The organism is Roseicyclus amphidinii (assembly GCF_030163755.1).
In the GTDB taxonomy this organism is placed as follows: domain Bacteria; phylum Pseudomonadota; class Alphaproteobacteria; order Rhodobacterales; family Rhodobacteraceae; genus Roseicyclus; species Roseicyclus amphidinii.
On the sequence record NZ_JASJOE010000001.1, the window covers coordinates 19537 to 45985 of the forward strand.

A 26449-nucleotide genomic window follows, 5' to 3' on the forward strand; every position below is an offset into this window, starting at 1 on the left:
GCGACCGGGCGCGGCGCTAGTGTGGCGCGCGATCCAGCGGAGCCCGACCCGACATGCCCCAAGCCTTGCGTTTTGCCGACCCGACCGATGCCGCGATCCCGATCCGGCTGGTCACGCCCGACGGGGCCGAGGCGGCGCTGGCGGCGCTGGCCGAGGGGCCGCGCGGCTGGGCCGAACATCACGGCTTTGCCGGGGCGCTCGGACAGGTCTGCACCCTTCCGGGCGAGGCGGGCCTGCCCGCGCTGGTGCTGATCGGCACGGGCAGCGCGTCCGACCGGCAGCGCCGGCGGTTCGCCCTTGGCGCGGCCATCGCCGATCTGCCCCGCGCGACCTATGCGCTGGAAGAAGCGCTCGACGGCCCGGACGGCGAGGAAATCGCGCTGGGCTACCTGCTGTCGCTCTACCGCTTCGAGCGGTATCGCCAGCCCGCGCCCGACAAGGCCGCGCTGGTCGCGCCCGCGGGGCTCGACACCGCGCGGCTGGAACGCATCGCCGCGGGCGAGGCGCTGACCCGCGACCTGATCAACACCCCCGCCGAGGACATGGGCCCCGACGCGCTGGAGGCCGCGGCGCGGCAGCTGGCCGCCGACTGCGGGGCCGAGGTGACCGTGATCGCGGGCGACGACCTGCTGACGCAGGGATTTCCGCTGATCCACACGGTCGGCCGCGCCGCCGCCCGCGCGCCGCGCCTGATCGAGCTGCGCTGGGGCACGGGCGCGCGCAAGCTGACGCTGGTGGGCAAGGGCGTCTGTTTCGACACCGGGGGCCTGAACCTCAAGCCCGGAAGTTCCATGGGCCTGATGAAAAAGGACATGGGCGGGGCGGCAACCGTTCTGGGGCTTGCACGGATGATCATGACCGAGGGGCTGGACCTGTCGCTCAGGGTGCTGATCCCCGCGGTGGAGAACGCGGTGTCCGGCGCGTCCTTCCGGCCCGGAGACATCTTCCGCGCGCGCAACGGCAAGACGGTCGAGATCAACAACACCGACGCCGAGGGGCGGCTGGTGCTGGCCGATGCGCTGGCCTACGCCGTTGAGGCGCCTTGCGACCGGATCATCTCCATGGCGACGCTGACCGGGGCGGCGCGGGTGGCCGTCGGCCCCGATATCGCGCCCTTCTTCACCGATGACGACGGCCTGGCCGAGGCGCTGTCGCTGGCCGCGGCCAAGGTGGCCGACCCGGTCTGGCGCCTGCCCTTTCACACCCCTTACGAGGCGATGATCGAACCGGGCATCGCCGATCTCGACAACGCGCCCTCGGGCGGCTTCGCGGGGTCGATCACCGCCGCGCTTTTCCTGCGGCGGTTCGTGGGCGGTGCGGCGCCCTACGCGCATTTCGATATCTACGGCTGGTGCCCCGCCGCGATGCCGGCCCGCCCCAAGGGCGGCGCCGGCCAAGGCGCGCGCGCGCTGTTCCGGCTACTCACGACCGAGGGGGCCGCATGACGATGGACCCCCGCATCACGGCCAGCAACGGGCGCGTCGCCCATGTCTCGCTCGAGGGGCTGGTCGAGGCCGAACGCTTCGTCAAGGGACGCTGGATGATGGTCCAGCAACCCATGGTGAACCTGTCGGATGCGCCGCGCGGGCAGCGCAGCAGCCAGCTATTGTATGGCGAGCGGTTCCTGGCGCTGGAAACCGCGGATGGGTTCGCCTTCGGTGTGGCCGAACGCGACGGCCATGTCGGCTACATCCTGTCGGGTGCGCTGACCACCGCCGAGGAGGGGACGCATTGGGTGGTGTCGCCCGCGACGCATCTCTATCCCAAGCCCAACATCAAGGAACCGCCGGACGTGGCGCTGTTCTTCGGCAGTCGCGTCACCGTGACGGGCGAGCGCGACGCGTTTTACCGCATCCACACCGGCCATTACGTCCCGCGCCAGCACCTCGTGCCGCTCAAGGCGCGGTTCGACGACCCTGTCGGCATCGCCGACATGTTCCTGGGAACCCCCTATCTCTGGGGCGGGTCAAGCCGCTGGGGGCTCGACTGTTCCGGGCTGGTGCAGACGGCGCTTCTGGCTTGCGGGATCGACTGCCCGCGTGACAGCGACCAGCAGGAAGCGGCCCTGGGCGAGCAGCTGGCCGAGGGCGAGCTGCTCAGGCGCGGCGACCTCGTGTTCTGGCAGGGGCATGTCGCCATCATGTCGAGCCCGACGATGCTTTTGCATGCCAATGTGCATCACATGGCGGTCGCCTACGAGACCTTCGACGAGGCGGTCGCGCGGATCGGGGCAAAGGAATTCGGTCAGATCACCTCGATCCGTCGGCTGCCGGGGCTGGGGTAACCGTCAGCTCTCGACCGCGCGGATCAGCTTGCGCTCCAGCACGCGGAGCACGGCCTTCAGGTCATGGCCGCGTTTCAGGATGCGCCCGTCCATGCCGATCACCGAATACTGCCCCTGCTTGTCGCGGAGGCGCGGGCGCTTCTCGATCCGGTAGATCGGATGCTCGGCGGTGCGGCGGAAGATGGCGAAGATCGCCACGTCGCTCAGGTGAGAGATGCCGTAATCGCGCCACTCCCCCGCGGCGACCATGCGCCCGTAGAGCGTCAGGATCACGCCAAGCTCCCTGCGGTCGAAGGCAACCTGTTCCGTGCGCGCGGCTGGCCCGTTGGGCTGGAAATGCATCACCATGGGGGGATGGTGGGGGCGATGGGGGCTCGGGTCAAGCGCGAAGCGATAAGGGCGGTGCGCGGGCGGGGTCAGATCACCAGATCGGCGGCATAGGCCCGCAGGATCCAACCGGGCAGGATCGGATCCGCCTTTGCAAGTCTCCCACCGGCAAAGACGAGCATCTGCCGCGGCGGTTCGTTGAGGCGCGAGTTGTCGAAGACCATGCCCCGGTCAGCGCGCAGGACGGCCTCGCGGATCAGCGGCTGGTTGCGCTCGAAGCGCGCCCGGACCTTGTCTTCGGGGACATCATGGCCCCCTTCAGTGACGCGGGCCCTGACCCGCGCGACCGAGAGGTCGGGGCTGTCGATGCCGACGTGCATCACCACGACGAGGTAGCCTTGCGCCCGCGCGGCGTCGATGATCTCCAGCTTTGAGCGGTGGGAGAACACCGTTTCGGTGGCGAAGCTCTGGCGCGCGACCAGCAGCTCGGCCCGTCGCGCATCGGCGATGCGGGCGGCGTCGTAGGCGGCCTCCATGGAAGGATCGCGCAGCTCGTCACGCTGGATGATGTCCGCGTTGACGAAAGGACCGGCAAAGCGCGGGGCGACACGGGTCTGGTAGAGGGTGGATTTTCCCGCACCGTTCGGCCCGGCCAGCAGGACAAGGCTGGGCCTCAAGCGCCCTTGTCCGCTGCCGCGTAGACGAGGTTGCCACCCTCATCGAGGCCGACACCCCGGCCAAGCGCCTTTCGCTGCGCGAAAAACGCGGTTTCGGCCGCGGAGGGCGTTGCCATCTTCTCGGTGAAGGCCTCGAGCCAGGCGGCGTCTTCTTCTTCGGACAGGGCGGCGGTGTCGAGCCTGCCGTCGAGGGCTGCAGTGAGGCGGGCGTGATCGAAACGGCCGGATTGCTCGATCGCGCGGCCGATCTTCATCCAATGGGTGATCTGCCCGGCAACGGACCGGCTTTGAAGGTCCGCTTCGCGGCGGACCAGCGCCATGATGTCATCGGCAAGTTTGACGGATTGCGCCATGGTCGCCCCCTGAACTTGTCTGAAGGTGGCAAAATGCCACCCAAAAGTCAAGATCAGGGGGCGGGATGCCTCAGGCCCGCACCAGCGCCTCGTAGGCCTCGGCGATGCCGCGGGTCAGGGTGCCGACTTCGAAATTGTAGTCGCCGATCTGGCCCACCGGCGTGACCTCGGCCGCGGTGCCGGTCAGCCAGCATTGCTCGAAGCCTTCCAGCTCCTCGGGCATGATGTGGCGCTCGTGAACCGCGATGTTGCGGTCCTTGAGCATGCCGATCACCGTTTGCCGGGTGATGCCGTTCAGGAAGCAATCGGCCAGCGGCGTATGCACCTCGCCATCCTTGACGAAGAAGATGTTGGCCCCCGTCGCCTCGGCCACGTAGCCGCGGTAATCCATGAACAGCGCGTCGGAACAGCCCTTGGCCTCGGCCGCGTGCTTGGAGGTGGTGCAGATCATGTAAAGGCCCGCGGCCTTGGCATGAACGGGGATGGTCTCGGGCGAGGGGCGCTTCCACTTGGAGATGTCCAGCTTCGCCCCCTTCATCTTGGCGTCACCGTAGTAGCTGCCCCACTCCCACGCCGCGATGGCCAGGCGGACCGGGTTCCGGGCCGAGCTGACGCCCATATCCTCGCCGGCGCCGCGCCACGCGACCGCGCGGACATAGGCGTCGGTCAGGTTGTTGGCCTTCATGACCTCGTATTTCGCGGCCTCGATCTCGTCAACCGTGAAGGGGATCTCGAAGTCGATGCAGGAGGCCGAATAATGCAGCCGCTCGGAATGCTTCCGGCTTTCGAAGATCTTGCCGTTATACGCGCGCTCACCCTCGAACACGGAGGAGGCGTAGTGCATCGCATGGGTCAGGATGTGCACGCTCGCGTCGCGCCACTCCACCAGCTTGCCATCCATCCAGATCTTGCCGTCACGGTCGTCATATGCCCCGGCCATCGTTCCGATCCTCGCCCAGTTCACCGGCTCTTCCAACCGGTTCGGTTTTCGAATGTTGCGCAAATTACGTCCGGATCGGTCATAAAGTTGCGCAAAACACCCTCATCGCTAGCAATTGATTCTTGGAAAGTCAACAAGGCTGACATAAACTGCGCGCCAAGCCCGAACGGGACGAGAAGGAAGGGACAGTCGATGGCAGACCGCAACGCGGCGAACCTGATGGGGCGCGGGGAAAGCCTGCTGTTCCTGACCGACGACCAGCTGCGTCGCGGGATCGAGGCGATGTTCTTCGCCTATCGCGGCTTCACCGCCGACCCCGACCGCATCCTTCAGGAATACGGCTATGGCCGGGCGCATCACCGGGCGATCCATTTCATCAACCGCTCGCCGGGCACGACGGTGAACAACCTGTTGTCGATCCTGGGCGTGACCAAGCAATCGCTGAACCGGGTGCTGCGCACGCTGGTCGAGGACGGGCTGGTCGACAGCCGCGTCGGCACCCGCGACAAGCGTGAGCGGCATCTGCACCTGACCGAGAAGGGCGCGGCACTGGAGCGCGCCCTGTCCGAGGCGCAGCGCAACCGGATGCGCGATGCCTTCCGCGCCGCGGGGCCCGAGGCGGTGGCGGGCTTTCGAGCGGTGCTGGAACAGATGATGGACCCCGACATGAAGCGCCATTACCTCGATGGCGGGGACGGGCCGCGATGACCCATGACATCGGCGCGCATCTGCTGATCGTGGACGATGACGAGCGCATCCGCGGCCTGTTGCAGAAATTCCTGATGCGCAACGGCTTCATGGCGACAGTCGCCCGCGACGCGGCGCAGGCGCGGCGGCTTCTGAGCGGTCTGGCCTTCGACCTGATCGTGCTGGACGTGATGATGCCGGGCGAGGACGGCCTGAGCCTGTGCCGCGATCTGCGGGCCGGGTCCAGCACGCCGATCCTTCTGCTGACGGCCAAGGGCGACCCCTCGGACCGGATCACGGGGCTTGAGGCGGGGGCGGATGATTACCTCGCCAAGCCCTTCGAACCGAAGGAGCTGTTGCTCAGGATCAACGCGATCCTGCGCCGGATGCCGAAGCCGCAGGAAGAGGCGGAGTTGCCGAAGGTGCTGCACCTCGGGCCGATCCGCTACGACCTCGAACGCGCCGAGATGTGGCACGGCACACAAGCCGTGCGCCTGACCGCGACCGAGGCCGCCTTGATGCGCATCTTCACCGCCGAGCCGAACCGGGCGATCACCCGGACCGAGTTGGTGAGCCTGCTCAACCGCGACAAGACCGGGGCCGAGCAGGTGCAGGAGCGTGCCGTGGACGTGCAGATCACGCGGCTGCGCCGCAAGATCGAGGTGAACCCCAAACAGCCGCGCTATTTGCAGACCGTGCGCGGGGCGGGCTACATGCTGGCACCGGACTGAAACAGGGCCTTTGCCATGACATTGCTTGTCGAGAACCCCGCGGGGCTGGATCACGTGACGCCCGCGGGCCACCCGGAACGGGTCGAGCGGCTGGAAGAGATCACCGAGGTGCTGTCAGTGCCTGAGTTCGACGCGCTCGACCGGATCGAGGCACCGATGGCCGACGAAGCATCGCTGCTGCTGGGGCATCCGCAAAGCCATGTCGACGCCGTGCGGCGGCAGATCCCCGAGACGGGGCAGACCGCGCTCGACCCCGACACCTGGGCCAGCCCCGGCTCGTGGGAGGCGGCGCTGAAGGGCGTGGGCGGCTGCATCGCCGCCGTCGACGCGGTGCTGGACGGGCGCGCGAACAACGCCTTCGTCGCCACGCGCCCCCCCGGCCACCATGCGGAAAAGACGCGCGCGATGGGCTTTTGCCTGTTCTCCACCATCGCCATCGCCGCGCGCCACGCGCTCGAGGTGCGGGGCCTCAGCCGCGTCGCGGTTGTCGATTTCGACGTGCATCACGGCAACGGCACGCAGGATGTGCTGTGGGACGAGCCGCGCGCGCTGTTTGTCTCCAGCCACCAGATGCCGCTTTACCCCGGCAGCGGGGCCGCCAGCGAACGCGGCGCGTCGGACAACGTGCTGAACATTCCCCTCCCCCCCGGAAGCGGCGGGGCCGAGATGCGCACGGCCTACGAGGGGCGCGTGTTCCCGCGGCTGCGCGACTGGCAGCCGGAGCTTATCCTGATCTCTGCCGGGTTCGACGCCCATATCGACGATCCGCTCGCCAACCTGATGTGGACCGAGGAGGATTTCGCCTGGGTCACCCGCGGGCTTTGCGACATCGCCGACGAGGTCTGTTCCGGGCGCGTGGTCTCGACTCTCGAAGGGGGTTATGATCTTCCCGCATTGGCGGCTTCGGTCGCGGTGCATGTGACGGAACTGAAGGAGCGGGGCGCATGAGCGACGGCAAACCCATCGGCGAGATGAGCTTCGAAGAGGCAATCAAGGCGCTGGAACAGGTGGTGACCGCGCTCGACCGCGGCGATGTCGCGCTGGAAGAGTCGATCACGCTTTACGAACGCGGCGCGGCCTTGAAGGCACGTTGCGAGGCGAAGCTGAAGGAAGCCGAGGAAAAGGTCGCGCAGATCACGCTCGACGCGAGCGGCCAGCCCACGGGCAGCACCCCGGTCGAAGGTCTCTGACAGGTGTTCCAGCAGGCGCTCGGCGCGGCCCAGGGGGCTATTTCCGCGTTTCTTGCAGAGGAACTTGCGCGGTTCGGCGGGGATCGCGTGGCCGAGGGGATGCGCTACGCCACCGATGGCGGCAAGCGGCTGCGCGGGTTCCTTGCGCTGGAAACGGCGGGGCTGTTCGACGTGGCCCCCGGTCAGGCGCTGTTCGCAGCGGGGGCGGTGGAATGCCTGCACGCCTATTCGCTGGTCCATGACGATCTGCCCTGCATGGATGACGACGATCTGCGCCGGGGGCGGCCGACCGTCCATGTGAAATGGGACGACGCGACCGCGGTGCTGGTGGGCGACGCGCTGCAGACCTTCGCCTTCGAGCTTCTGGCCGATCCGCGCGCAGGGGACGATGCGCAGCGCGTGGCGCTGGTGGCCACGCTCGCCCGCGCCTCGGGCGCGCAGGGGATGGTGTTGGGGCAGGCGCAGGATATCGCCGCCGAGACCGCCGTGGCACCACTGACGCTGGCGCAGATCACCGAGTTGCAGGGCAACAAGACCGGCCGCCTGATCGAATGGCCTGCCGAGGCGGGCGCGATCCTTGGCCGGGCCGACCCCGCGCCGCTGCGCGCCTATGCGCGGGCCATCGGGCTGGCGTTCCAGATCGCCGATGACATCCTCGACGTGGAGGGGGATGCCGCCACCGCCGGAAAGGCGCTGCAGAAGGATGCCGAGGCGGGCAAGGCGACCTTTGTCTCGCTGCTGGGGCTCGCCGGGGCCAAGGCGCGCGCCGCCGAGCTGGTGGCGGAGGCCGAGGCCGCTCTTTCGCCCTATGGCAAAAGGGCGCATAACCTCGCCGCGCTGGCGCGCTACATCATCGACCGTGACAAGTAAGCCCGGAAGGAGGTCGCAGACATGACCGACCGCCCCAGCACGCCGCTTCTCGATCGCGTGGCCTCGCCCGCCGATCTCAAGCGCTTCACCGACACCGAGCTGCGCCGCCTCGCCGACGAGCTCCGGGCCGAGACCATCTGGTCGGTCAGCCGCACCGGCGGGCATTTCGGCGCGGGCCTTGGCGTGGTCGAGATGACGGTGGCGATCCATGCCGTCTTCGACACGCCGCGCGACAAGCTGATCTGGGACGTCAGCCACCAGTGCTACCCCCACAAGATCCTGACCGGTCGGCGCGAGCGGATGGAGACGATCCGCCAGAAGGACGGGCTATCGGGCTTCACCAAGCGGTCCGAGTCGCCCTATGACCCGTTCGGCGCGGCGCATTCCTCGACCAGCATTTCCGCGGCCCTCGGCTTTGCCGTGGCGCGCGACCTTGGCGGCGACTGCGACACCGGGCATGGCGACGCCATCGCCGTGATCGGCGACGGGGCGCTGTCGGGCGGCATGGCCTACGAGGCGATGAACAACGCGGGCCATTTGGGCAAGCGGCTGATCGTGATCCTGAACGACAACGAGATGTCCATCGCGCCCCCCACCGGCGCGATGTCCTCCTACCTGTCGCGGCTCTATGCCGGTGCCCCCTTCCAGGAGCTGAAGGCCGCGGCCAAGGGCGCGGTCTCGCTTCTGCCCGAACCTTTCCAGGAGGGCGCGCGCCGGGCCAAGGAGCTGCTGAAGGCCGCGACCGTGGGCGGCACGCTGTTCGAGGAGCTGGGCTTTTCCTATGTCGGCCCCATCGACGGGCATGACATGGAGCAGTTGCTGGCGATCCTGCGCACGGTCAAGGCGCGCGCCGACGGGCCGATCCTGATCCACGCGATCACCAAGAAGGGCAAGGGCTACGCCGAGCATCGCCCCGACCGGGGCCACGCGACGGCGAAATTCGACATCCGCACGGGCGAGCAGAAGAAAGCCCCCTCGAACGCGCCGAGCTACACCAAGGTCTTTGCGCAATCGCTGATCAAGGAGGCGGAACTCGACCCCAAGATCACCGCCGTGACCGCCGCGATGCCGGATGGCACCGGCCTCGACATCTTCGGCGCGCGGTTCCCCGAGCGCACTTTCGACGTGGGCATCGCCGAGCAGCATGCCGTCACCTTCTGCGCGGGGATGGCGGCGGGCGGGCTGAAGCCCTTTGCCGCGATCTATTCCACCTTCCTGCAGCGCGGCTATGACCAGGTGGTGCATGACGTGGCGATCCAGCGCCTTCCGGTGCGCTTCGCCATCGACCGCGCCGGGCTGGTCGGCGCCGATGGGGCGACCCATGCGGGCAGCTACGACATCGCCTTCCTGACGAACCTGCCCGGTTTCGTCGTCATGGCGGCATCCGACGAGGCGGAACTGATGCACATGGTCCGCACCGCCGTGGCCATCGACGACCTCCCCTCGGCCTTCCGCTTCCCGCGGGGCGAGGGCGTGGGCGTCGAGCTGCCCGAGCGGGGCGAGGTGCTGGAGATCGGCCGCGGTCGCATGATCGCAGAGGGCAACCGCGTCGCCATCCTGAATTTCGGCGCGCGCCTGAAAGAGGTGCAGGAGGCCGCCGAGGCGCTGGCGCAGAAGGGCATCACCCCCACCATCGCCGATGCGCGCTTCGCCAAGCCGCTCGACCGCGAGATGATCCTGCAACTCGCCCGCCACCACGAGGCGCTGATCACGCTGGAAGAAGGGGCCGTGGGCGGCTTCGGCTCCCACGTCGCGCAGCTGCTGGCCGAGGAGGGGGTCTTCGACACCGGGCTCAAGTATCGCTCGATGGTGCTGCCGGACATCTTCATCGACCAGGCCTCGCCCGAGGACATGTATGCCGTGGCACGGATGAACGCCGGCGACATCGAGGCGAAGGTGCTGGATGTTCTGGGCGTCGCGCGGATGGAAAAGCGGGCATAGGGCCGCCGCCCGCCTCCGACAGGTCGTGACATTCAAGGCCGTGACGGGTATCGGGAACGCAGAGCCAAAGGGGACCACGCATGGACGGCACACTCGCAGCAATCGCCTTGATCGTCGGGCTGACCGACATGGGTCTGAACCACTGCGGCACCGGCTGCGTTGCGGCCAATGACGTCGATAGCCGCATCGCGATCTCGGGCGGAAGTGTGCTGTTCCAGGAGAACAACATCGGCGAAGAGCTTTACCTGCGCTACGACTTCGGCACGGCCTATGGCCCGTTCCAGCCCTCGGTCGGAGTCTCGGCCACCTCCAACGGTGACTATTGGCTTGGCGCCGGCGCGGTCTGGACCACCCATTTCCCCGGCGATGACGTGTTCATCCAGTTCCACGTGATGCCCGGCCTGTTCGAGCAAGGCAACGGACCGGACCTGGGCCATACGCTGCAGATCCGCTCGGGTTTCGAGATCGGCTTCGAGGCCGCGAATGGCTGGCGCTGGGGCATCGGCTACGACCACCGGTCGAACGCCGACCTGGCCGAGGTGAACCCCGGCATGGAAACGCTTCAGCTGCGGCTGAGCATTCCGCTGGAGTGATCCGGGCGGGCGGTGATGATGGGTGAGGTTCGATCCGCCCAGTCCCGCGGAAAAGGCCCCGGAAAAGGCGAAACCCCGCGAGGACCTTTCGGCTGTCGCGGGGCTCTGACCAATTGGAGGCTTTGACCTGCCTCCGACGCCCGGAACATGGCCCCAAACATCGGGTTTGTCAAGTTATTCATTGACATCTTCCGGTTTCTATGGGTCGATTTTGCGGTAACGATTCCCAAGGCCACCAGATATTGTTCCCGCAGCTTGTCCGTCACATTTCCGAGGACCGGTTTTCAACCTACCTGGAGGCAGCGGGGTTCGACGCGGACCGCGCCGTTGCGCTCTACGCGTGGAACATGCAGCTTTCCGCGTCATTCTACCCGCTGCTTTCGGCAGTCGAGATCTGTTTGAGGAACAGGATACAGCCCCGGTTGGCCACAGTGTTCGGCGAAACATGGTGGCTTGCCCCCGAACTCCATGTGGTCATGGGGGGCACAGGCAAGGGCATCATGCTGCGCGCCGCCAAGGCCATCGAAAAACGAGGGGGCCGGAGCACCGCGGGGCAGATGACTGCCGAGTTGTGTTTCGGTTTCTGGTCAAACATGCTGTTGCCCAAATACGAAGACCATCTTTGGCAACCGGTTCAGAGCGGATTTCCCGATCTCCCTGGGCATTTGTCTCTCGGCGACCTTCATCACCGCAGTGAACGGGTCAGAGACCTGCGCAATCGCATCTCGCATCACGAGCATATCTTCCGGCGAGACCTGACCGAGGAGTATTCCAACGCCATCACGCTGCTTGCGTGGTTGGGCCCGGAAAAAGCTGCCTGGATAAGGCCCCGGCTCGACACGATGAAGCTGCTTCGCGCCAGACCCTGAGCGCCTACTTGCCCAACCGCTCCTCGATCTTCCTCAACCTGTCCAGCACCTCGTCGCGGTAGGCGTCCGTTGCGGCATTGGATTCCTCGGCGTGGGCGTCCTGCATCGAGTTGACGATCAGACCGACCAGCAGGTTCACCACCGCGAAGGTCGTGACCATGATGAAGGGCACGAAGAACATCCAGGCATAGGGATAGACCTCGAGCACGGGGCGGACGATGCCCATGGACCAGCTCTCCAGCGTCATCACCTGGAACAACGTGTAGAGCGACGCGCCGATGGAGCCGAACCATTCGGGGAAGCTGGCGGCGAAAAGCTTGGTCGCCATCACCGCCCCGATGTAGAAGATGATCCCCATCAACAGGAACACGCTGCCCATGCCGGGCAGGGCGGTGATGAAGCCCTCGACCACGCGGCGCAGCCGGGGCGCGGCGGACACCACGCGCAGCACCCGCAGGATGCGCAGGGCGCGCAGCACCGACAGGCCCTGCGCCGCGGGCACAAGCGCGATGCCGACGATGACGAAGTCGAACAGGTTCCAGCCCGAGCGGAAGAAGCGCGGCCCGAGCGCGATCAGCTTCAGCGCGATCTCGATGACGAAGATCGTCAGGCAGGCGCGGTCGAGCGCGACGATAAGCGGCCCCGCGGCCTCCATGATCCCGGCCGAGGTTTCCATCCCGAGGATGACGGCGTTGAACAGGATCACGCCGATGATCGTGTTGCGCACCGCGGGGCGGTCCAGCCACTCGGCCAGACGCGCGCGGAAGCCCTGCGCGGGGGAAATACTGTCACTCATGCCGGTTCCCTCATTCGCCTGTCAGATGGGGCAGGGACAGGCTGGCCGCAAGCTCCACATGGGGCGACCAGCGGAATTGATCGACCGGTTGCACCCAATTCAGGCGATAGCCCGCCGCGGTGAGCAGCGCGGCATCACGGGCGAAGGTCACCGGGTTGCACGACACCATGGCGATGCGCGGCACTTGCGCCTTGGCGATCTGAGCGGTCTGCGCCTCGGCACCTGCACGGGGCGGGTCGATGACGATGCCGTCGAAGCGCGACAGGTCCTCGGCCAGGATCGGGTTGCGGAAGAGGTCGCGCACCTCGGTCGTGACGGGGCGCAGGCCCTGGGCGTGGCGGGTGGCGTGACCGAGGGCGGCGAGCAGGGTCGCGTCGCCCTCGACGGCATGAACCGGGACCGCACCTGCCAGCGGCAGGGCGAAGGTGCCGCAACCCGCGAAGAGATCGGCAAGGCGGGTGGCCCCCGCCAGCGCCTCGGTCACGGCGGCGCGCAGCGCGGCCTCGCCTTCGGCGGTGGCCTGCAGGAAGGCACCGGGGGGCGGGGTGACGCGGGCCTTGCCCATGGTGAGGGTCGGCGCGGCCTCGGCATAGACCGGCTCGTCGCCCCAGGTCAGCCGCGCGATCCGGTCGCGGAAGCGGGGCAGCGCGGCGCGCAAGGGGCCGTCGAGCGGTTTACCCCCCGTGACGGCGCAGTCGATGCCGGTCTCGGTCAGGGTCAGCGCAAAGGACAGCGTCGCGGAACGCGAGCCGCCCAGTTGCGTGATCTCGGCCAGCACCGGGAGCAGCGCGAAGAGTGGCGGGGCAAGCAGGTGGCACTCGGTCAGCGGCACGATCGTGTCGGAGCGCCGGGCATGGAAGCCCACAAGCGCGCCCTTCTTGGTGCGCCGCCCGGAGAGCGTGGCGCGGCGGCGCGCGCGCGCGGGCGAGGTCGCGGTGGGCCGGATCGGCGCGGTCAGGCCATGGGCGGCCAGCGCGGTGGCGATCACCCCGGCCTTCCACCCGGCGACGAAATCGTCCGAGGCCTGCATCAGCGCGCAGCCGCCGCAGGTCTTGAAATGGGTGCAGGGCGGGCGCACCCGGTCGGGCGAGGGGGTGACGATCTTCGGCACCTCGATCCGGTCGCCGGTGATCTCGCCCGCCACCACCTCGCCGGGCAGGGTCAGCGGCACGAAGACCGGGCCGGGCGCGATGCCGTCGCCAAGATGGCCGAGCCGGTCGATGGTGACGGTCGTCTCGGTCATGGCAGGGGCACCGCGGGGCTGAAGGCGTAGCCCTCGGGGCTGAGGATCGTGGCCTCGCGCAGGCCGTGGGGCTTGTCGGCCGCGGGTTCCAGCACGGTATGGCCCGCGGCCTCGGCGCGCGCGATGGCGGCGTCGGGGTCGATGCCGAAGAGGTAAAGCTGCACCCCGCCCCCGCGGGGCGGGTTCTCGGGGATGAGCGCGGGCAGGGGGTGACGGGCGAAGGTGCCGTCGGAGTGGAGCTGGAGCATCATCTGCCCATGCCGCACGATGGCGAAATCGTCGGAGAGGCGATGCACCGACAGGCCGAAGACATCCGACAGGAACCCGGCCAACCCGCGCAGATCGCGGGTCAGCAGGTTGAGGCCGATGCCGGTCAGGCTGCGGCCAAAGGCGTCGGCTGTGACGGTCTCGAGGTCCATGGGCTGCTCATAGGTCCGGCGATGCATCGCCGCAAGCCGGGCGTGGGGTGAACAGGATCACCCACCCTACTCGGCGGCGTCCTGCAGCCCGAGGAACCCGCCCGACTGCCGATTCCAGTAGCGCGCGTATAGCCCGCCGGCCTCGAGCAGGCTGTCGTGGGTGCCGTCCTCGACGATCCGGCCCGCGTCCAGCACGATGATCCGGTCCATCGACGACAGCGTCGACAGCCGGTGCGCGATGGCGATCACGGTCTTGCCCTCCATCACCTGCCCCAGCGTGTCCTGGATCGCGGCCTCGACCTCCGAATCCAGCGCCGATGTCGCCTCGTCCAGCACCAGAACCGGCGCGTCCTTGAGGAAGGCACGGGCCAGCGCGATGCGCTGCCGCTGGCCACCCGAGAGCTTCACGCCGCGCTCGCCGAGGAAGGCACCGTAGCCGGTGCGCCCGCGGTGATCCTGCAGCCCCTCGATGAACTCATGCGCCTCGGCGCGGCGGGCGGCGGCCTGGACCTCCGCCTCGGTCGCGTCGGGGCGACCGTAGAGGATGTTGTCATGGGCCGAGCGGTTGAACATCGCCGTGTCCTGCGTGACCATGGCGATCTGGCGGCGCAGGCTGTCCTGTTTCAGCGTCCGCACGTCCACGCCGTCCAGCGTCACGCGCCCCGCCTCGGTGTCGTAGAGCCGCAAAAGCAGCGCCCCGAGCGTCGATTTCCCCGCGCCCGAGGCCCCCACGATCCCCAGTTTCTGGCCCGGCTCGACCACCAGGTCGATGCCATCCACGCCGCCCGCCTCGCGCCCATAGGCGAAGGAGACGTTTTCGAAAGCGATGCGCCCGCGCGCCTCGGGCAGGTCCACCGCGCCCTCGGCATCGGTCAGCTCGTGGGGCGGGGTGAGCGTGCGCATCCCGTCCTCGACCTCGCCGATGTTGGAATAGACCGCCATCAGCGTGAAGCTGACCCAGCCGGTCATCTGCGCGATGCGCATGGCGACGGCCCCGGTCGCGGCGATCTCGCCTGCCGTCACCGCGCCGGTCTGCCAAAGCGCCACGGCCATCAGCACCAGCGCCACGGGCAACGCGCCCGCCGTCGCCATGAGCGCGAAGCGGAACCCGGTGGAAAGGTAGCCAAAGGCCAGCGCCGCATCACGGTAGCCGCGCATCGCGCCGAGCGCGGTCTCGTCCTCGTACTCGGTGTGACCGAACAGCTTCACCGTCTTGATGTTGGTGATCGTGTCCACGATCTGCCCGGTCACATTGGCGCGCGCCGCGGCGCGGGTCTTGGACCGCAGGCGGATGCGCGGGAGGAACCAGCGGATCATGAAGCCGTAGCCGACCGTCCAGACCAGCAGCATCAGCCCGATCCGCCAGTCGATCGCCAGAAGCATCGCAACCGCGCCCACCAGCGTGGCGACGGCAAAGGCACCGGCGTTGATGACCTCGGTCACGACATTGACCAGCGCGGTGGCCGTCTGCATCTGCTTTTGCGCGATGCGGCCCGCGAAGTCGTTGTCGAAGAAGCTGACGGCATGACCCAGCGACCAGCGGTGCAACCGGCTCTGGATCAGGGGGGCGAGGTTCGGGGGCAGCACGATGCCGTTGAAGGCCGCCGAGGCCCCGAAGAAGAGCGGGCGCAGCAGCAGGTAAAAGGCCGTGTAGAAGAGGATGAGGCCCAGATGCGCGGTGAAATACCCGTCGGGCCCGGTGGTGACGGTGGTGTCGATCACGACACCCAAGAGCCAGGCCGCGCCGACCTCGAGCACACCGGCGAGGCCCGACAGAACCGTCGCCACGAGGATCACGGGCCATGCGCCCGACAGGCACCAGCGGATGAAGGGCCAGAGCGCGCGGGGCGGCGGGCCGTCGGCATGGGCGAAACCGTCGATCAGGGCCGACAGCCAGTGCAGCACGGGTTGAACGGCGCGGATCATTCGGCGGCCTCCGTCCCCGGATCGGTTTCGGTGCCGATGAACCCACCCGACTGGCGCGCCCAGAACCCGGCGTAAAGCCCGCCCTTGGCGAGCAAGTCCGCATGGGTGCCATCCTCGGCGATGCGGCCCTCCTCCAGCACGATGATGCGGTCCATCTGGGCGATGGTCGACAGGCGGTGCGCGATGGCGATGACGGTCTTGCCCTCCATCACGCCGTAAAGCGTCTGCTGGATCTGCGCCTCGACCTCCGAGTCGAGCGCGCTGGTGGCCTCGTCCAGCACGAGGATCGGCGCATCCTTCAGGATGACGCGGGCGAGCGTCACGCGCTGGCGCTGGCCGCCCGACAGCTTCACGCCGCGTTCGCCCACATGCGCGTCATAGCCGCGGCGGCCCTGCGGGTCCTCGAGCGTCAGGATGAACTCGTGCGCCTCGGCGCGGCGGGCGGCGGCGATCATCTGCTCTTCGGTGGCATCGGGGCGACCGTAAAGGATGTTGTCCCGCACGGACCGATGCAGGAGCGAGCTGTCCTGCTGCACCATGCCGATATGGCGGCGCAGGCTGTCCTGCGTGACGGTGCGGATGTCCTGCCCGTCGATCAGGATGCGCCCGCCCTCGGTGTCGTAGAAGCGCAGGAGCAGCTTGACCAAGGTGGACTTGCCCGCACCGGACCGGCCGACAAGGCCGACCTTTTCACCGGGACGGATCGTCAGCGCGACCCGGTCAAGCCCCCCTGCCCCGCGTCCGTAATGGTGGCTGACGGTGTCGAACCCGATCTCGCCCTGCGGCACGGTCAGGGGCCGCGCATCCGGCGCGTCGGTGAGGGTGACGGGGTCGGTGATCGTCTCCATCCCTTCGGCCACCACGCCGAGCGAGCGGAAGAGCGTCGAGACCGACCACATGATCCAGCCGGTCATGGCGTTCAGGCGCAGCGTAAGCGCCGTGGCCGCGGCGACCGCGCCGACGGTGGCGGCATCGCCCGCCCAGAGCCAGACCGCCCAGCCGACGACGGCCACGATCAGGAAGCCGTTCAGGAGGGTCAGGACAATGTCCATGATCGTGAAAAGCCGCATCTCGCGGGCGAAGGTGTCGCGGGTCTGCTCGATCGCTTCCTTGGCGTAGTCAAGCTCCCGGTCGTGATGGGCGAAAAGCTTGACGGAATGGATGTTGGAATAGCTGTCGACGACGCGCCCCGTGGTCATCGAGCGCGCATCGGCGCTGGCCTTGGACGCCGGGCCAACGCGGCGGACCGTCCAGCGGACGAGCAGGGCGTAGAGCGCGAACCAGGCGATGAGCGGCAGGGCGAGGCGAGGGTCGGCCTCGGCCAGCAGGATGGCGGCGCCGATCAGGTAGGCGAGCGCGAAGGTGATCGCGTCGAAGACCTGGAAGACCGCATCGCCCGCGCTGGTGGGCGTCTGCATGATGCGGTTGGCGATGCGGCCCGCGAAGTCGTTCTCGAACCAACCGACGGACTGGCGCAACACCTGCCGATGCGCGCGCCAGCGGATCAGCGCGCCGAACTGCGGCAGGATGCCGTTGTTCAGCAGCGCGACGTCGAGCCCCTGCAACAGCGGGCGCAGCGTCAGGATGAAGACGGCGGCGAGCATGAGTTCCAGACCGTGATCGCCAAGCACCTCGGCCGGGGTGCCGGTGGACAGAAGGTCGACGACGCGGCCCATGTACCAGATCAGCCCGACCTCGACCGCGGCCACGACCACCGACATCAGCGCGGTGATGGCGTAGAGGCGTTTGAAGGGTTTCGAGTAGTCCCACAGGAACGCCCAGAGCCGACGCGGGGGCGCGTCGGTCTCGGGGTAGGTCGTGTAGGGATCGACCAGCGTCTCGAAAAAGCGGAACATCGGGGGGCCTTCGGGTGCTGCCCCAGATATAGGCCCCGAATTACAGAAAGACCATGACAGCCGAGGCGGCCAGGCCCGTCGCCATGACGCGGGCGAAGATCGTCCAGGCCTTTGGCGTGGTCAGCAGGAGCGCGAGGAGCGATCCGGCGAAGCTCCAGAACAGGCAGACGAAGAGGTTGAGACCGGAAAAGGCGAGGGCGAGGCGCTGCGCCTCACCCACCGGGCCGAGGCCCGCGGCATAGCCCGAGGCGGCGGCCAGCGCCACGGCCCAGACCTTTGGGTTCACCCATTGGAACAGCACCGCCTCGAGGAAGGTGAAGGGGCGCGCGCGGGCCTTGGCGTTGCCCTTCGCCGAGGATTGCCAGAGGGTCCAGGCCATCCAGCCGATCCAGGCCGCGGCGGCGAGTTTGAGCGCCGTGGCAAGCGCGGGCTGGGCCAGCAGCAGCGCGCCGATGCCGAGGCCGGTCAGCCCCGCGGTGATGCCCACGCCCGCCGCCACGCCGAAGACATGGGGCAATGTCGCGCGAAAGCCGAAGCGCGCGCCCGAGGCGGTCAGCAGGATGACGTTCGGTCCGGGGCTGAAGAGGCCGAGGAAGACGAAAGGGTAAAGCGGGTCCAAGGGGCCTCCGGTGCGCGGTGGCGCGACGGGAGGGTTTGACGCCCGGAATGTCAAGCGGGCGGTGCCTGTGGCGGGCTGCGGGAGCCTCCGGCGGCCATATTTGGGGGATGAAGATGGGAGGGCGGCGCGCGTTAACCTTAACGGGGGGTGAAGGTGGCGACCGGGGAGGGGGGCGGTGCGTTCAGTCGGCGTCCGCGAGGAGTTGCGCGCGGGTCAGGGTGAAGCCCGAGGCGATCCAGCGGGCCTCCATCGCCTTGAGCGCGGCACCGAGGGCGGGGCCCTGTAGGCGTGGCATCAGGTCGGCCGGTTTCACCGGGAATTGCGCGGTGGTGCCTTGGGCAATCTGCGCTTCGGATGCGGGATCGGGGGGCGTTTCGAACAGCGCGGCGCGCAGCAGGAGGATGTCGCGCGCGATCTCCGCGCCATGGGCATAGGCCAGCGCGGCGGGCGGGGTCGCTTTGCCCATCTCGTCGCGCAAGGTGGCGAGCCGTGCGGCGTCGGCCCGCGAGAGGCGCAGGCGCTCGGCCACGTCGTCGCCCCCCAGGGCCGCAAGGCGGCGGATCGGGTCGGGGTGGGCGGTTTCCAGCGCCACGAGGATCGGCAGGAGCCGCGCCTCGGCACCGGGCAGGGCACGGGTCAGCACGCCGGTCTGGGCCATCGCGGCGACGGCGGGGGAGGGGTCGGGCGCGGCGAGCAGCTTTTTCACCTCGGCCCCGACCCTTTCGCGGCTGAGCCGGTCCAGCCCGTCGAGCCCTGCGGCGCAGGCGGCCAGCCCCTCGGCATCGAGCCCGCCCTCGGGGTCGGCATACCAGGCGTGGAAGCGGAAGAAGCGCAGGATGCGCAGGTAGTCCTCGTGGATGCGATCCTCGGGCGCGCCGATGAAGCGCAACCGGCGCGCGGCGAGATCGGCCAGCCCCTCGCCCGTGGGGTCCAGCACCAGCCCCTCGGCATCGGCGTAGAGCGCGTTCATGGTGAAATCGCGGCGCGCGGCGTCTTCCTCCAGCCGGTCGGTGAAGGCGATGGTGGCGCGCCTGCCGTCGGTGGCGATGTCGCGGCGCAGCGTCGTGACCTCGTAGGGGCGGTGATCGGCGACGAGCGTCACCGTGCCATGGTCGATGCCGGTGGGCACGGCCTTGATGCCCGCGCCCTCGGCCAGCGCGATCACGCGCTCGGGGCGGGCGTCGGTGGTGATGTCGATGTCGCTGACGGGTTGATCGAGCAGGGCGTTCCTCACGCAGCCGCCGACGAACCACGCGCCATGCCCGGCCCCGGTCAGCGTGGCCATGACGGCGCGGGTGCCGGGCAGGTCGAGCCAGTCGGCGGCAAGCTTCACGGGGCCACCCGGTCGGCGATGGATTTCAGCATCCGCGCGGTGGCGCCCCAGATGTAATAGGGGCCGTAGGGCACGACGTAGTAGCGCCGCCAGACCCCGCGCCAGCGGCGGCGTTCGACGCGGTAGCGCGCGGGGTCCAGCAGGAGCGGCAGGGGCACGCGAAAGACCTCGGCCACCTCTCCGGCCTCGGGCCGGGGGATGAAGGCGCGGTCGATGCGCGCGATGACGGGCGTGACGGTGTAGCCGGTGACGGTCTCATGCGTCGGCAGCTGGGCAAGGAAGCGGACGGTCGCGGGGTCGAGGCCGATCTCTTCGCGGGCCTCGCGCAGGGCGGCGGCGGTGGCATCGGCATCGCCCGCGTCGATCTTGCCGCCGGGAAAAGCGATCTGGCCCGGGTGATGCTTCAGATGCGAGGCGCGCTTGGTCAGGATCACGCAGTCCTCGAGCACCCCGATCAGCACCGCGGCGGGCCGCAGCTTGCGCCCCTCGGGCAGGACGATATCGGGGTTCAGGTCGTAGTCGGACGAGGCCGCGGGCGGCGCGGCCCGCAGCGCATCGGTCAGCCGGTCGAGGTCAATCGGCCGTCCCATGGCCGTCTTCCTCGCCGGGGTCCTTCGTCGCCTCGAAGCCGAGCGTCGCGGGGTCAAACTCGTAATGCGCGCCGCAGAACTGGCAATCGGCGGTGACGCGCCCGTCCTCCGTGGTCATGTGGCCGATATCGCGCGCCGAGTAGATCGAGAGCGAGTTGCGCACACGCTCGGCCGAGCAGGTGCAACCGAACTTGACCGGCAGGGCGTCGAAGACGCGCGGTCCTTCCTCGTGGAACAGCCGGAGCAGCAGGTCGGTGGGCGCGACGCGGGGGCCGATCAGCTCGAGCGCCTCGGCGGTGTCGAGCAGGATGTTGGCGCGGGCCCAGTTCTCGCCCTCGTCCTCGTCCATCAGGTCGGTGGCGGCCATCAGCCCGTCTTCGCCGGACGGCGCATCGCCCATCAGCGGCGAGGCTTTGGGCATGTGCTGCAGCATCACGCCGCCCGCCCGCCAGCGCGTGTCCTGCCCCGGTTCTCGGCTCTGGCCGAAGCTGAGCTGAAACCGGGTCGGAAGCTGTTCCGACTGGGCGAAATACGCTTCGGCGCAGGCGGCAAGCGATCCACCGGCCAGGGGCGTGATGCCCTGGTAGGGCGTGGTGCCCTGGCCCTGGTCGATCAGGATGGCGAAATAGCCGCGCCCGATCTGGCTGAAGGGATCGACGCCGGGCTGCAGCCGGTCGGCATCATAGCTCGCCCAGGCGCGGATGCGGGCCGGGGTATCCTCGCCCTCGGGGGCGAAGAAATCCGTGGCGATCAGGCGGGCCGGCCCGTCGCCGCGGACCTGCAGCGACAGTTTCCAGCGCAGCTTGATGGTCTGGCCGATCAGCGCGGTGAGCAACGCGGCCTCGGCCACCAGCGCCTCGACCTCGGGCGGGTAGTCGTGCTGGGCCAGCACCTTGTCGAGCGTCAGGTCGAGGCGCGCGACCCGGCCACGGATGTCCGAGCGGTCGAGCTGGAAGGGCAACACGGTGTCGTCCCACGCGATCTTGGTGGTCAGGGTCATGTCTTCTCGTATCCGGATTTGCGACCTTCGGGTCTCATATAGGGGCGGTCGAGGCAATCCCAAACCGGCGTCGCCTTGCCGTTCCCCGCGGGATGGGAAACTATGCGCCGATACACGGTTTGGCAGAGCGCCGCATGAAGATTTTATTCGTACATCAGAATTTCCCGGGCCAGTACCGCGAGTTGCTGCAATGGATCGTCGCGCAGGGCGGGCACGAGGTGGTCTTCCTGACCCAGCGCCGGGACGTGCGGCAGGTCAAGGGCGCGCGCATCGTTCACTACCTGCCGCATCACAGGCCCGCCGAAGGGGCCTATGCCGCGACGAAATACTGGGAGGAATGCTGCGGCAACGGGTTGGGCGCGGCCTTTGCCGCCCAGAAGCTCGAGGCCGAGGGGTTTCGGCCCGACATCGTCGTGGGCCATGTCGGCTGGGGCGAGCTGACGTTCTTCAAGGAGATCTGGCCCGATGTGCCGATCCTCGGGTTCTTCGAATACTACTTCCTCGCACGCGGCGGATCGGTCGGGTTCGACCCGGAATTCCCGGCCTCGCCCCATGCGCCGTTCCTGATGCATGCGCGCAACGCGGTGAATTTCGCCAATATCCAGACCGTCGACCTGGGGCTGTCGCCGACGCTGTTCCAGCGCGACACCTTTCCCGAAAGCTTTCACCCCAAGATCTACGTCAAGCATGACGGGATCCGCACCGACCGGCTGCGCCCCGATCCGAAGGCCAGCGTGCCGCTGAACCGGCTGGGGCGGGCGGTCACGCGCGAGGACGAGATCTTCACCTACATGGCACGGAACATGGAGCCGACCCGCGGCTTCCACAAGTTCATGCGCGCGCTGCCCCATATCCTCGATGCGCGGCCGAACGCGCGGGCGCTGATCATCGGCGGGAACGAGGTCTCCTATGGCAAGGCGAGCGATGCGCGCGGCGGCTACCGCGCCGAGATGGAGCGCGAGGTCGGCGACCGGCTGGACTGGGACCGGGTGCATTTCCTGGGCAAGGTGCCCTTCGCCGCCTACCAGCAGATCATCCAGGTCAGCCGCTGCCACGTCTACCTGACGGTGCCCTTCGTGCTGTCGTGGTCCTGCATGGAGAGCATGGCGATGGGCGCGACGATCGTCGCCTCGGACACCGCGCCGGTGCGCGAGGTCATCACGCATGGCGAGACCGGGCTCCTGGTGGATTTCCACGATCACGAGGCACTGGCCCGCCAGGTGATCGAGGTTCTGGCCCGGCCGGGCGACGTGGCCCACCTCGGCCCCGCCGCGCGGCGGCACATCGTCGAGACCTATGATTTCGAAACCGTCTGCCTGCCCGAGCATATCCGGCGGATGAACGGCCTCGTGCCCAAGGCGCGCCGGATCGCCCTGCCCGGCGCCTAGGCTGCGCGGCGTCAGTCAGTCGGTCAGTCGGTCAGGCTTGCGCCCTGCCGGGCCAGTCCGAAGACCGAGCCGACAAGCCCGAGGATCGTCTGCGCCGAGGTGACCGGGCTTTCGGTCACCAGCACGAGGTCGCCGGGATGGATGCGGAAATTGCGCGCGCTGAACAGCCCGTCGGCGCTGGTCAGGTCGACGGTGAAGACCACGCGCGCCTGCGCCGGGCCGCTGTCATCGGCGCGCAGCGCGCTGTCGGGATATTCGCGCAGGATCAGAACGCCGCCGGGATCGCCGCGGCGGCTTTCGACACCGCCGATGATCGACACGGCATCAAGCGCGCTGACGTGATCCTGCGGGAAACGGTGCTGGCTCTGCGAGCCGGCCGCGCCGAGCGACAGGAAATAGCGCCGGTCCTCTTCCACGATGACACGGTCGCCGCCATGCAGCAGGGTGTCGAGGCCGGGGTTCTCGAACAGCCGCGCCACCGAGGTGCCGTAGATATGGCCGCCGCGCATCAGCCGCACCTGCGGGTTGGTCAGCCCCGCCTGCACCCCGCCGCCCTGAGCGATCAGGTTCAGCACGGTGTAATTGCGGTCGGGCAGCGGATAGGCGCCGGGCGCGCCGACACCGCCCACCAGGTCGACCGAGTTCGTGCGCCCCTCCACCAGCCGAAGCTGGACCTGCGCCGAGGGCACGACGCGGTCGATCTCGTCCTGCAGATGCGCGCGCGCGAGCTGCTCGGTCAGGCCCGCGACGCGGATGTCACCCGCATAGGGCACGAAGATCGTGCCATCGGGCGCGACCGTCAGCGCCTCGATCGGGACGGCGCGATATCCGTTCGACGAGAGAAGCGAATTCTCGGTGCTGTCCCAGATCGTCAGGGCAAGCTCGTCGCCCGCGGCGATGACCTGCGTGCGCGCGCCGCCGCTGGCAGGGATCCAGCCGAGGGGACGCGCCCCGGTCAGGGGCCAATCGGCCACGACGGGCAGGAAGTCGCGGGTGACGGGATGCACGGCGAAATCGGCCGTTTCGCCTTCGGCGACGGAAATGATCTCGCGCTCGACCGCGGCACCGCGCGGCAGGTCGCTACAGGCCGAAAGGGCGGCCAGAAGGGAAAGACACATCACGGCGCGTCGCCATGCTACGGTTGCCATGTATCCCCCCGGATCGCACTCGTTACTGACCTGTGAACAGGTTTACGGGCGGGGCGGGCCGCGTCAACGGGCACGGGGCGCAATTTCCGGCGCGATGCAAATTTGCCCTGCCCGGATACAACACACCCGACAGGACGGGACCGATTATCCTTGAATGACGCGGGCGATGCATGGCACCTGCGCGGGGGTTCAACCACCACCGCAGGTGTCATGGCGTCACGTATTCTTCTGACCGGGGGGGCAGGCTATATCGGCTCTCACACCCATGTCGCCCTGGTCGAGGCCGGGCACGAGGTGGTGATCCTCGACAGTTTCGCTAACGCGCGGCGCTCGGTGCCCGACCGGTTGGCGCAGATCACCGGACGGCCGGTGCAGCTGGTCGAGGGCGATGTGCGCGACGAGGCCCTGCTGACGCGCGTTCTGGTCGAGCAGGGGATCGAGGCCGTGGTGCATTTCGCCGCCCTCAAGGCGGTGGGCGAAAGCATGGTGCGGCCGCTGGATTACTTCGACGTGAATGTCGGCGGGCTGACCGCGCTTCTGCGCGCGATGGAAACGGCGGGCTGTCGCCGCCTGGTGTTTTCCTCCTCGGCCACGGTCTACGGCCTGCCCGAAGAGATACCGACGCCGGAAAGCGCGCCCCTGCGCGCGATGAACCCTTATGGGCAGACCAAGATCATCGGCGAGCAGATGCTGGACTGGCTGGGCCGCTCGAACCCGGACTGGGCCATCGGCGTGCTGCGCTACTTCAACCCCGCGGGCGCGCATGGCTCGGGGCTGATCGGCGAAGACCCCCACGACACGCCCGGCAACCTCATGCCCTTCGTCGCAAAGGTCGCCACCGGCGAGCTTGAGCGGATCGCCGTCTTCGGCGCGGATTACGACACGCCCGACGGCACCGGCGTGCGCGATTACATCCATGTCGAGGACCTCGCGCGCGGCCATGTGCTGTCGCTGCAATCGCTGCTGGACACCGGCCAAGGTCACCTTGTGAACCTCGGCACCGGGCGGGGGTATTCCGTGCTCGAGGTCATCGCCGCCTACAAGCGGGCGAGCAACCGCCACCTGCCCTACACCATCACCGAGCGCCGCGCAGGTGACGTGCCGATCTCGGTCGCGCGGGCGGACAAGGCCGCCGGGCTGCTGGGCTTCCGCACCGAAAAGGGGCTGGAGGAGATGTGCGCCAGTTCCTGGGCCTGGGTCTCGACCACGGGGGCGCAGGACTGAACCGGCGTTGCCTGTGACCGCAGCGCCTGTCGAAGGGAGACGAGGATGAAGCTCACACGCAAGGACGACATCGCCGCCGGCCCCGCGCCCGCGGCCTATTTCACCGGTGCCGTGACCATCGAACGGCTGCAGGACAGCGCCGCACCCTCGCGGGTGAACGCGGTGCGCGTCAGCTTTCCGCCCGGCGCGCGGACGGCGTGGCATACGCATCCGCTGGGCCAGCTTCTGATTGTCGTGGAGGGCGAGGGCTGGGCCCGCACCGAGGGCGAGGAAAAGCACATCCTGCGCCCCGGCGACACGGTCTGGATTCCGCCCGGCGAACGCCACTGGCACGGCGCGACCGACGCAAGCGCCATGGTGCATATTGCCGTGCAGGAGGCCGTGGACGGCTCCGCCGCCGACTGGCAGGAGCATGTGAGCGACGCCGATTACCTCGGCTGACGCGCGCGTCAGGCCAGACCGGCGCGCAAGCAGTCGTGGATGTGCAACAGGCCCACGGGCCGCCCCTCGGCATCGACCACGAACAGCGCGGTGATGCGGTTGGCCGACATCACCGCCATCGCCTCGGCCGCCAGGTCGTCGGGCGCGATCACGCGGGGCGCGCGCGTGGCGACCTCGCCCGCGCTGCACTCCATCAGGCGCGCCATGTTGCGCCGCAGGTCGCCGTCCGAGATCACGCCGACAAGCCGCCCCTCCGAGACGACACCGGCGATGCCGAAGCTTTTCTCGCTCATCACGATCAGCGTGTCGGACATGGGCGTTTCGGCCGCCACCAGCGGCAGCGCCTCGGGGCCGTGCATCAGCTGCGCCACCTTGCTGAGTTGCGCGCCCAGCTTGCCGCCGGGATGAAAGGTGCGGAACTGTTCCGGCAGGAAGCCGCGCCGCTCCATCGTGGCGACGGCCAGGGCATCGCCCAATGCCAGCGTCAGCGTGGTCGAGGTGGTCGGCGCCATGCCGATCACGCAGGCCTCGGGCGCGGGCGGCAGGACCAGCCGATACTCGGCGGCCTGCATCAGCGTGCTGTCGGGACGACCCGAGATCGCCACCATGGGGATATCGAACCGGGCGACATGGGCGATGATGTCCTTCAGCTCGGCGGTTTCGCCCGAGTTCGAGATCAGGATCGTCAGGTCGCCGGGCATCACCATGCCGAGGTCGCCATGGCTCGCCTCGGCGGGATGGACGAAGGCCGAGGGCGTGCCGGTCGAGGCAAAGGTCGAGCTGATCTTGCGCGCGATATGGCCCGACTTGCCGATCCCCGACAGGATCACGCGGCCCTTCGTGGCGAGGATCGCCTCGACGGCGGGGGCGAAATCCTCGGGCAGGGCCTCGGCCATGGCGGTGACGGCCTGCCCCTCGGTGGTCAGGACACGCGCGGCGGTGGCGCGGATCGCGGCTTTCTGGTCATCGGTCATGGGCGTGCCTTAGCCCAAGCCCGCCCGCTT

General features: G+C 68.6%; 28 protein-coding genes. 13 read left to right on the forward strand and 15 right to left on the reverse strand.

Translation table 11 applies throughout. The annotated features are described in order from the left end of the window. The first annotated feature begins 53 nt into the window (after positions 1-53). Together QQK83_RS00100 and QQK83_RS00105 are read left to right on the forward strand one after the other, a co-directional pair. Positions 54-1445, forward strand: a complete 1392-nt coding sequence (locus tag QQK83_RS00100) for a leucyl aminopeptidase family protein (protein ID WP_284260417.1) — start codon at positions 54-56, stop codon at positions 1443-1445. Beyond that, positions 1442-2284, forward strand: coding sequence for a C40 family peptidase (locus QQK83_RS00105; protein WP_284260419.1), 843 nt, complete (start codon positions 1442-1444; stop codon positions 2282-2284). Before QQK83_RS00100 ends, QQK83_RS00105 begins: the two co-directional genes overlap by 4 nt. Positions 2285-2287: 3 nt before the next feature. Here QQK83_RS00105 and QQK83_RS00110 read toward each other — a convergent pair whose 3' ends face one another. The 4 genes from QQK83_RS00110 to QQK83_RS00125 all read right to left on the reverse strand — a co-directional run bounded on the left by QQK83_RS00110 (position 2288) and on the right by QQK83_RS00125 (position 4581). After that, positions 2288-2626 carry a DUF2794 domain-containing protein gene (locus QQK83_RS00110; protein WP_417750321.1) on the reverse strand — a complete coding sequence of 113 codons (339 nt, stop codon included), beginning with the start codon at positions 2624-2626 and terminating at the stop codon, positions 2288-2290. Positions 2627-2700: 74 nt separating this feature from the next. Next, positions 2701-3288: a zeta toxin family protein gene (locus QQK83_RS00115; protein WP_284260423.1), complete on the reverse strand. Its 588-nt coding sequence runs from the start codon at positions 3286-3288 to the stop codon at positions 2701-2703. Continuing rightward, the gene (locus tag QQK83_RS00120; protein ID WP_284260425.1) at positions 3285-3641 is read right to left on the reverse strand and encodes a TA system antitoxin ParD family protein; all 357 of its coding nucleotides are present in this window, start codon (positions 3639-3641) and stop codon (positions 3285-3287) included. The genes QQK83_RS00115 and QQK83_RS00120 overlap by 4 nt, the downstream gene beginning before the upstream one ends. A 70-nt stretch (positions 3642-3711) precedes the next feature. Beyond that, entirely contained in the window at positions 3712-4581 is an 870-nt protein-coding gene (locus QQK83_RS00125) for a branched-chain amino acid aminotransferase (protein WP_284260427.1), read from the reverse strand. 192 nt (positions 4582-4773) lie between these two features. On the opposite strand from QQK83_RS00125, the gene QQK83_RS00130 reads away from it, so the two are divergent. From QQK83_RS00130 to QQK83_RS00165, 8 genes are all read left to right on the forward strand, one after another. Continuing rightward, positions 4774-5289, forward strand: a complete 516-nt coding sequence (locus tag QQK83_RS00130; RefSeq protein WP_284260430.1) for a MarR family winged helix-turn-helix transcriptional regulator — start codon at positions 4774-4776, stop codon at positions 5287-5289. After that, positions 5286-5999 (forward strand): response regulator, encoded by a 714-nt coding sequence (locus tag QQK83_RS00135; RefSeq protein ID WP_284260432.1) that lies wholly within the window; start codon positions 5286-5288, stop codon positions 5997-5999. The genes QQK83_RS00130 and QQK83_RS00135 overlap by 4 nt, the downstream gene beginning before the upstream one ends. A gap of 15 nt (positions 6000-6014) precedes the next feature. Further along, the gene (locus QQK83_RS00140; protein WP_284260434.1) at positions 6015-6947 is read left to right on the forward strand and encodes a histone deacetylase family protein; all 933 of its coding nucleotides are present in this window, start codon (positions 6015-6017) and stop codon (positions 6945-6947) included. Next, complete coding sequence (locus tag QQK83_RS00145) at positions 6944-7189, forward strand: exodeoxyribonuclease VII small subunit (RefSeq protein WP_284260436.1); 246 nt, start codon at positions 6944-6946, stop codon at positions 7187-7189. The genes QQK83_RS00140 and QQK83_RS00145 overlap by 4 nt, the downstream gene beginning before the upstream one ends. A gap of 3 nt (positions 7190-7192) precedes the next feature. After that, positions 7193-8059 (forward strand): polyprenyl synthetase family protein, encoded by an 867-nt coding sequence (locus QQK83_RS00150; protein ID WP_417750320.1) that lies wholly within the window; start codon positions 7193-7195, stop codon positions 8057-8059. Positions 8060-8080: 21 nt separating this feature from the next. Then, positions 8081-10000: a 1-deoxy-D-xylulose-5-phosphate synthase gene (gene dxs / locus QQK83_RS00155; protein ID WP_284260438.1), complete on the forward strand. Its 1920-nt coding sequence runs from the start codon at positions 8081-8083 to the stop codon at positions 9998-10000. Between the two features lie 80 nt (positions 10001-10080). After that, positions 10081-10593: an acyloxyacyl hydrolase gene (locus QQK83_RS00160; RefSeq protein WP_284260440.1), complete on the forward strand. Its 513-nt coding sequence runs from the start codon at positions 10081-10083 to the stop codon at positions 10591-10593. A 242-nt stretch (positions 10594-10835) separates the two neighbouring features. After that, the gene (locus QQK83_RS00165) at positions 10836-11462 is read left to right on the forward strand and encodes a hypothetical protein (protein ID WP_284260442.1); all 627 of its coding nucleotides are present in this window, start codon (positions 10836-10838) and stop codon (positions 11460-11462) included. Between the two features lie 4 nt (positions 11463-11466). On the opposite strand, the gene QQK83_RS00170 is transcribed toward QQK83_RS00165, so the two are convergent. The 9 genes from QQK83_RS00170 to hslO form a co-directional block, all read right to left on the reverse strand. Continuing rightward, positions 11467-12258: an ion transporter gene (locus QQK83_RS00170; RefSeq protein WP_284260444.1), complete on the reverse strand. Its 792-nt coding sequence runs from the start codon at positions 12256-12258 to the stop codon at positions 11467-11469. Positions 12259-12268: 10 nt separating this feature from the next. Beyond that, positions 12269-13501 (reverse strand): class I SAM-dependent RNA methyltransferase, encoded by a 1233-nt coding sequence (locus QQK83_RS00175; protein WP_284260446.1) that lies wholly within the window; start codon positions 13499-13501, stop codon positions 12269-12271. After that, complete coding sequence (locus QQK83_RS00180; RefSeq protein WP_284260448.1) at positions 13498-13920, reverse strand: VOC family protein; 423 nt, start codon at positions 13918-13920, stop codon at positions 13498-13500. The genes QQK83_RS00175 and QQK83_RS00180 overlap by 4 nt, the downstream gene beginning before the upstream one ends. 66 nt (positions 13921-13986) lie before the next feature. Then, on the reverse strand, positions 13987-15846 hold the full coding sequence (locus QQK83_RS00185; protein ID WP_284260450.1) for an ABC transporter ATP-binding protein: 1860 nt from the start codon (positions 15844-15846) through the stop codon (positions 13987-13989). Beyond that, positions 15843-17702 carry an ABC transporter ATP-binding protein gene (locus QQK83_RS00190; RefSeq protein WP_284260452.1) on the reverse strand — a complete coding sequence of 620 codons (1860 nt, stop codon included), beginning with the start codon at positions 17700-17702 and terminating at the stop codon, positions 15843-15845. Before QQK83_RS00190 ends, QQK83_RS00185 begins: the two co-directional genes overlap by 4 nt. Before the next feature lie 40 nt (positions 17703-17742). Then, positions 17743-18321 carry a LysE family translocator gene (locus QQK83_RS00195; protein ID WP_284260454.1) on the reverse strand — a complete coding sequence of 193 codons (579 nt, stop codon included), beginning with the start codon at positions 18319-18321 and terminating at the stop codon, positions 17743-17745. A 181-nt stretch (positions 18322-18502) separates the two neighbouring features. Further along, on the reverse strand, positions 18503-19654 hold the full coding sequence (locus tag QQK83_RS00200; RefSeq protein ID WP_284260456.1) for a CCA tRNA nucleotidyltransferase: 1152 nt from the start codon (positions 19652-19654) through the stop codon (positions 18503-18505). Then, positions 19651-20244, reverse strand: coding sequence for a CoA pyrophosphatase (locus QQK83_RS00205; protein WP_284260458.1), 594 nt, complete (start codon positions 20242-20244; stop codon positions 19651-19653). The genes QQK83_RS00200 and QQK83_RS00205 overlap by 4 nt, the downstream gene beginning before the upstream one ends. Then, on the reverse strand, positions 20228-21244 hold the full coding sequence (hslO, locus tag QQK83_RS00210) for an Hsp33 family molecular chaperone HslO (protein ID WP_284260461.1): 1017 nt from the start codon (positions 21242-21244) through the stop codon (positions 20228-20230). Before hslO ends, QQK83_RS00205 begins: the two co-directional genes overlap by 17 nt. Positions 21245-21378: 134 nt before the next feature. On the opposite strand from hslO, the gene QQK83_RS00215 reads away from it, so the two are divergent. Next, positions 21379-22632, forward strand: a complete 1254-nt coding sequence (locus tag QQK83_RS00215) for a glycosyltransferase family 4 protein (protein WP_284260463.1) — start codon at positions 21379-21381, stop codon at positions 22630-22632. A 23-nt stretch (positions 22633-22655) separates the two neighbouring features. Here QQK83_RS00215 and QQK83_RS00220 read toward each other — a convergent pair whose 3' ends face one another. Further along, on the reverse strand, positions 22656-23780 hold the full coding sequence (locus QQK83_RS00220) for a polysaccharide biosynthesis/export family protein (RefSeq protein WP_284260465.1): 1125 nt from the start codon (positions 23778-23780) through the stop codon (positions 22656-22658). Between the two features lie 210 nt (positions 23781-23990). Between QQK83_RS00220 and galE the strand changes: the two genes are divergently transcribed. Both galE and QQK83_RS00230 read left to right on the forward strand, forming a co-directional pair. Continuing rightward, a complete protein-coding gene (gene galE / locus QQK83_RS00225) occupies positions 23991-25004 on the forward strand; it encodes a UDP-glucose 4-epimerase GalE (RefSeq protein ID WP_284260467.1) in 1014 nt (337 codons plus the stop codon). Positions 25005-25049: 45 nt separating this feature from the next. Then, the gene (locus QQK83_RS00230) at positions 25050-25445 is read left to right on the forward strand and encodes a (R)-mandelonitrile lyase (protein WP_284260469.1); all 396 of its coding nucleotides are present in this window, start codon (positions 25050-25052) and stop codon (positions 25443-25445) included. A gap of 8 nt (positions 25446-25453) precedes the next feature. Here the strand turns inward: QQK83_RS00230 and QQK83_RS00235 are convergent, their stop codons facing one another. Further along, positions 25454-26419: a KpsF/GutQ family sugar-phosphate isomerase gene (locus QQK83_RS00235; protein WP_284260471.1), complete on the reverse strand. Its 966-nt coding sequence runs from the start codon at positions 26417-26419 to the stop codon at positions 25454-25456. Between the last annotated feature and the right edge of the window lie 30 nt (positions 26420-26449).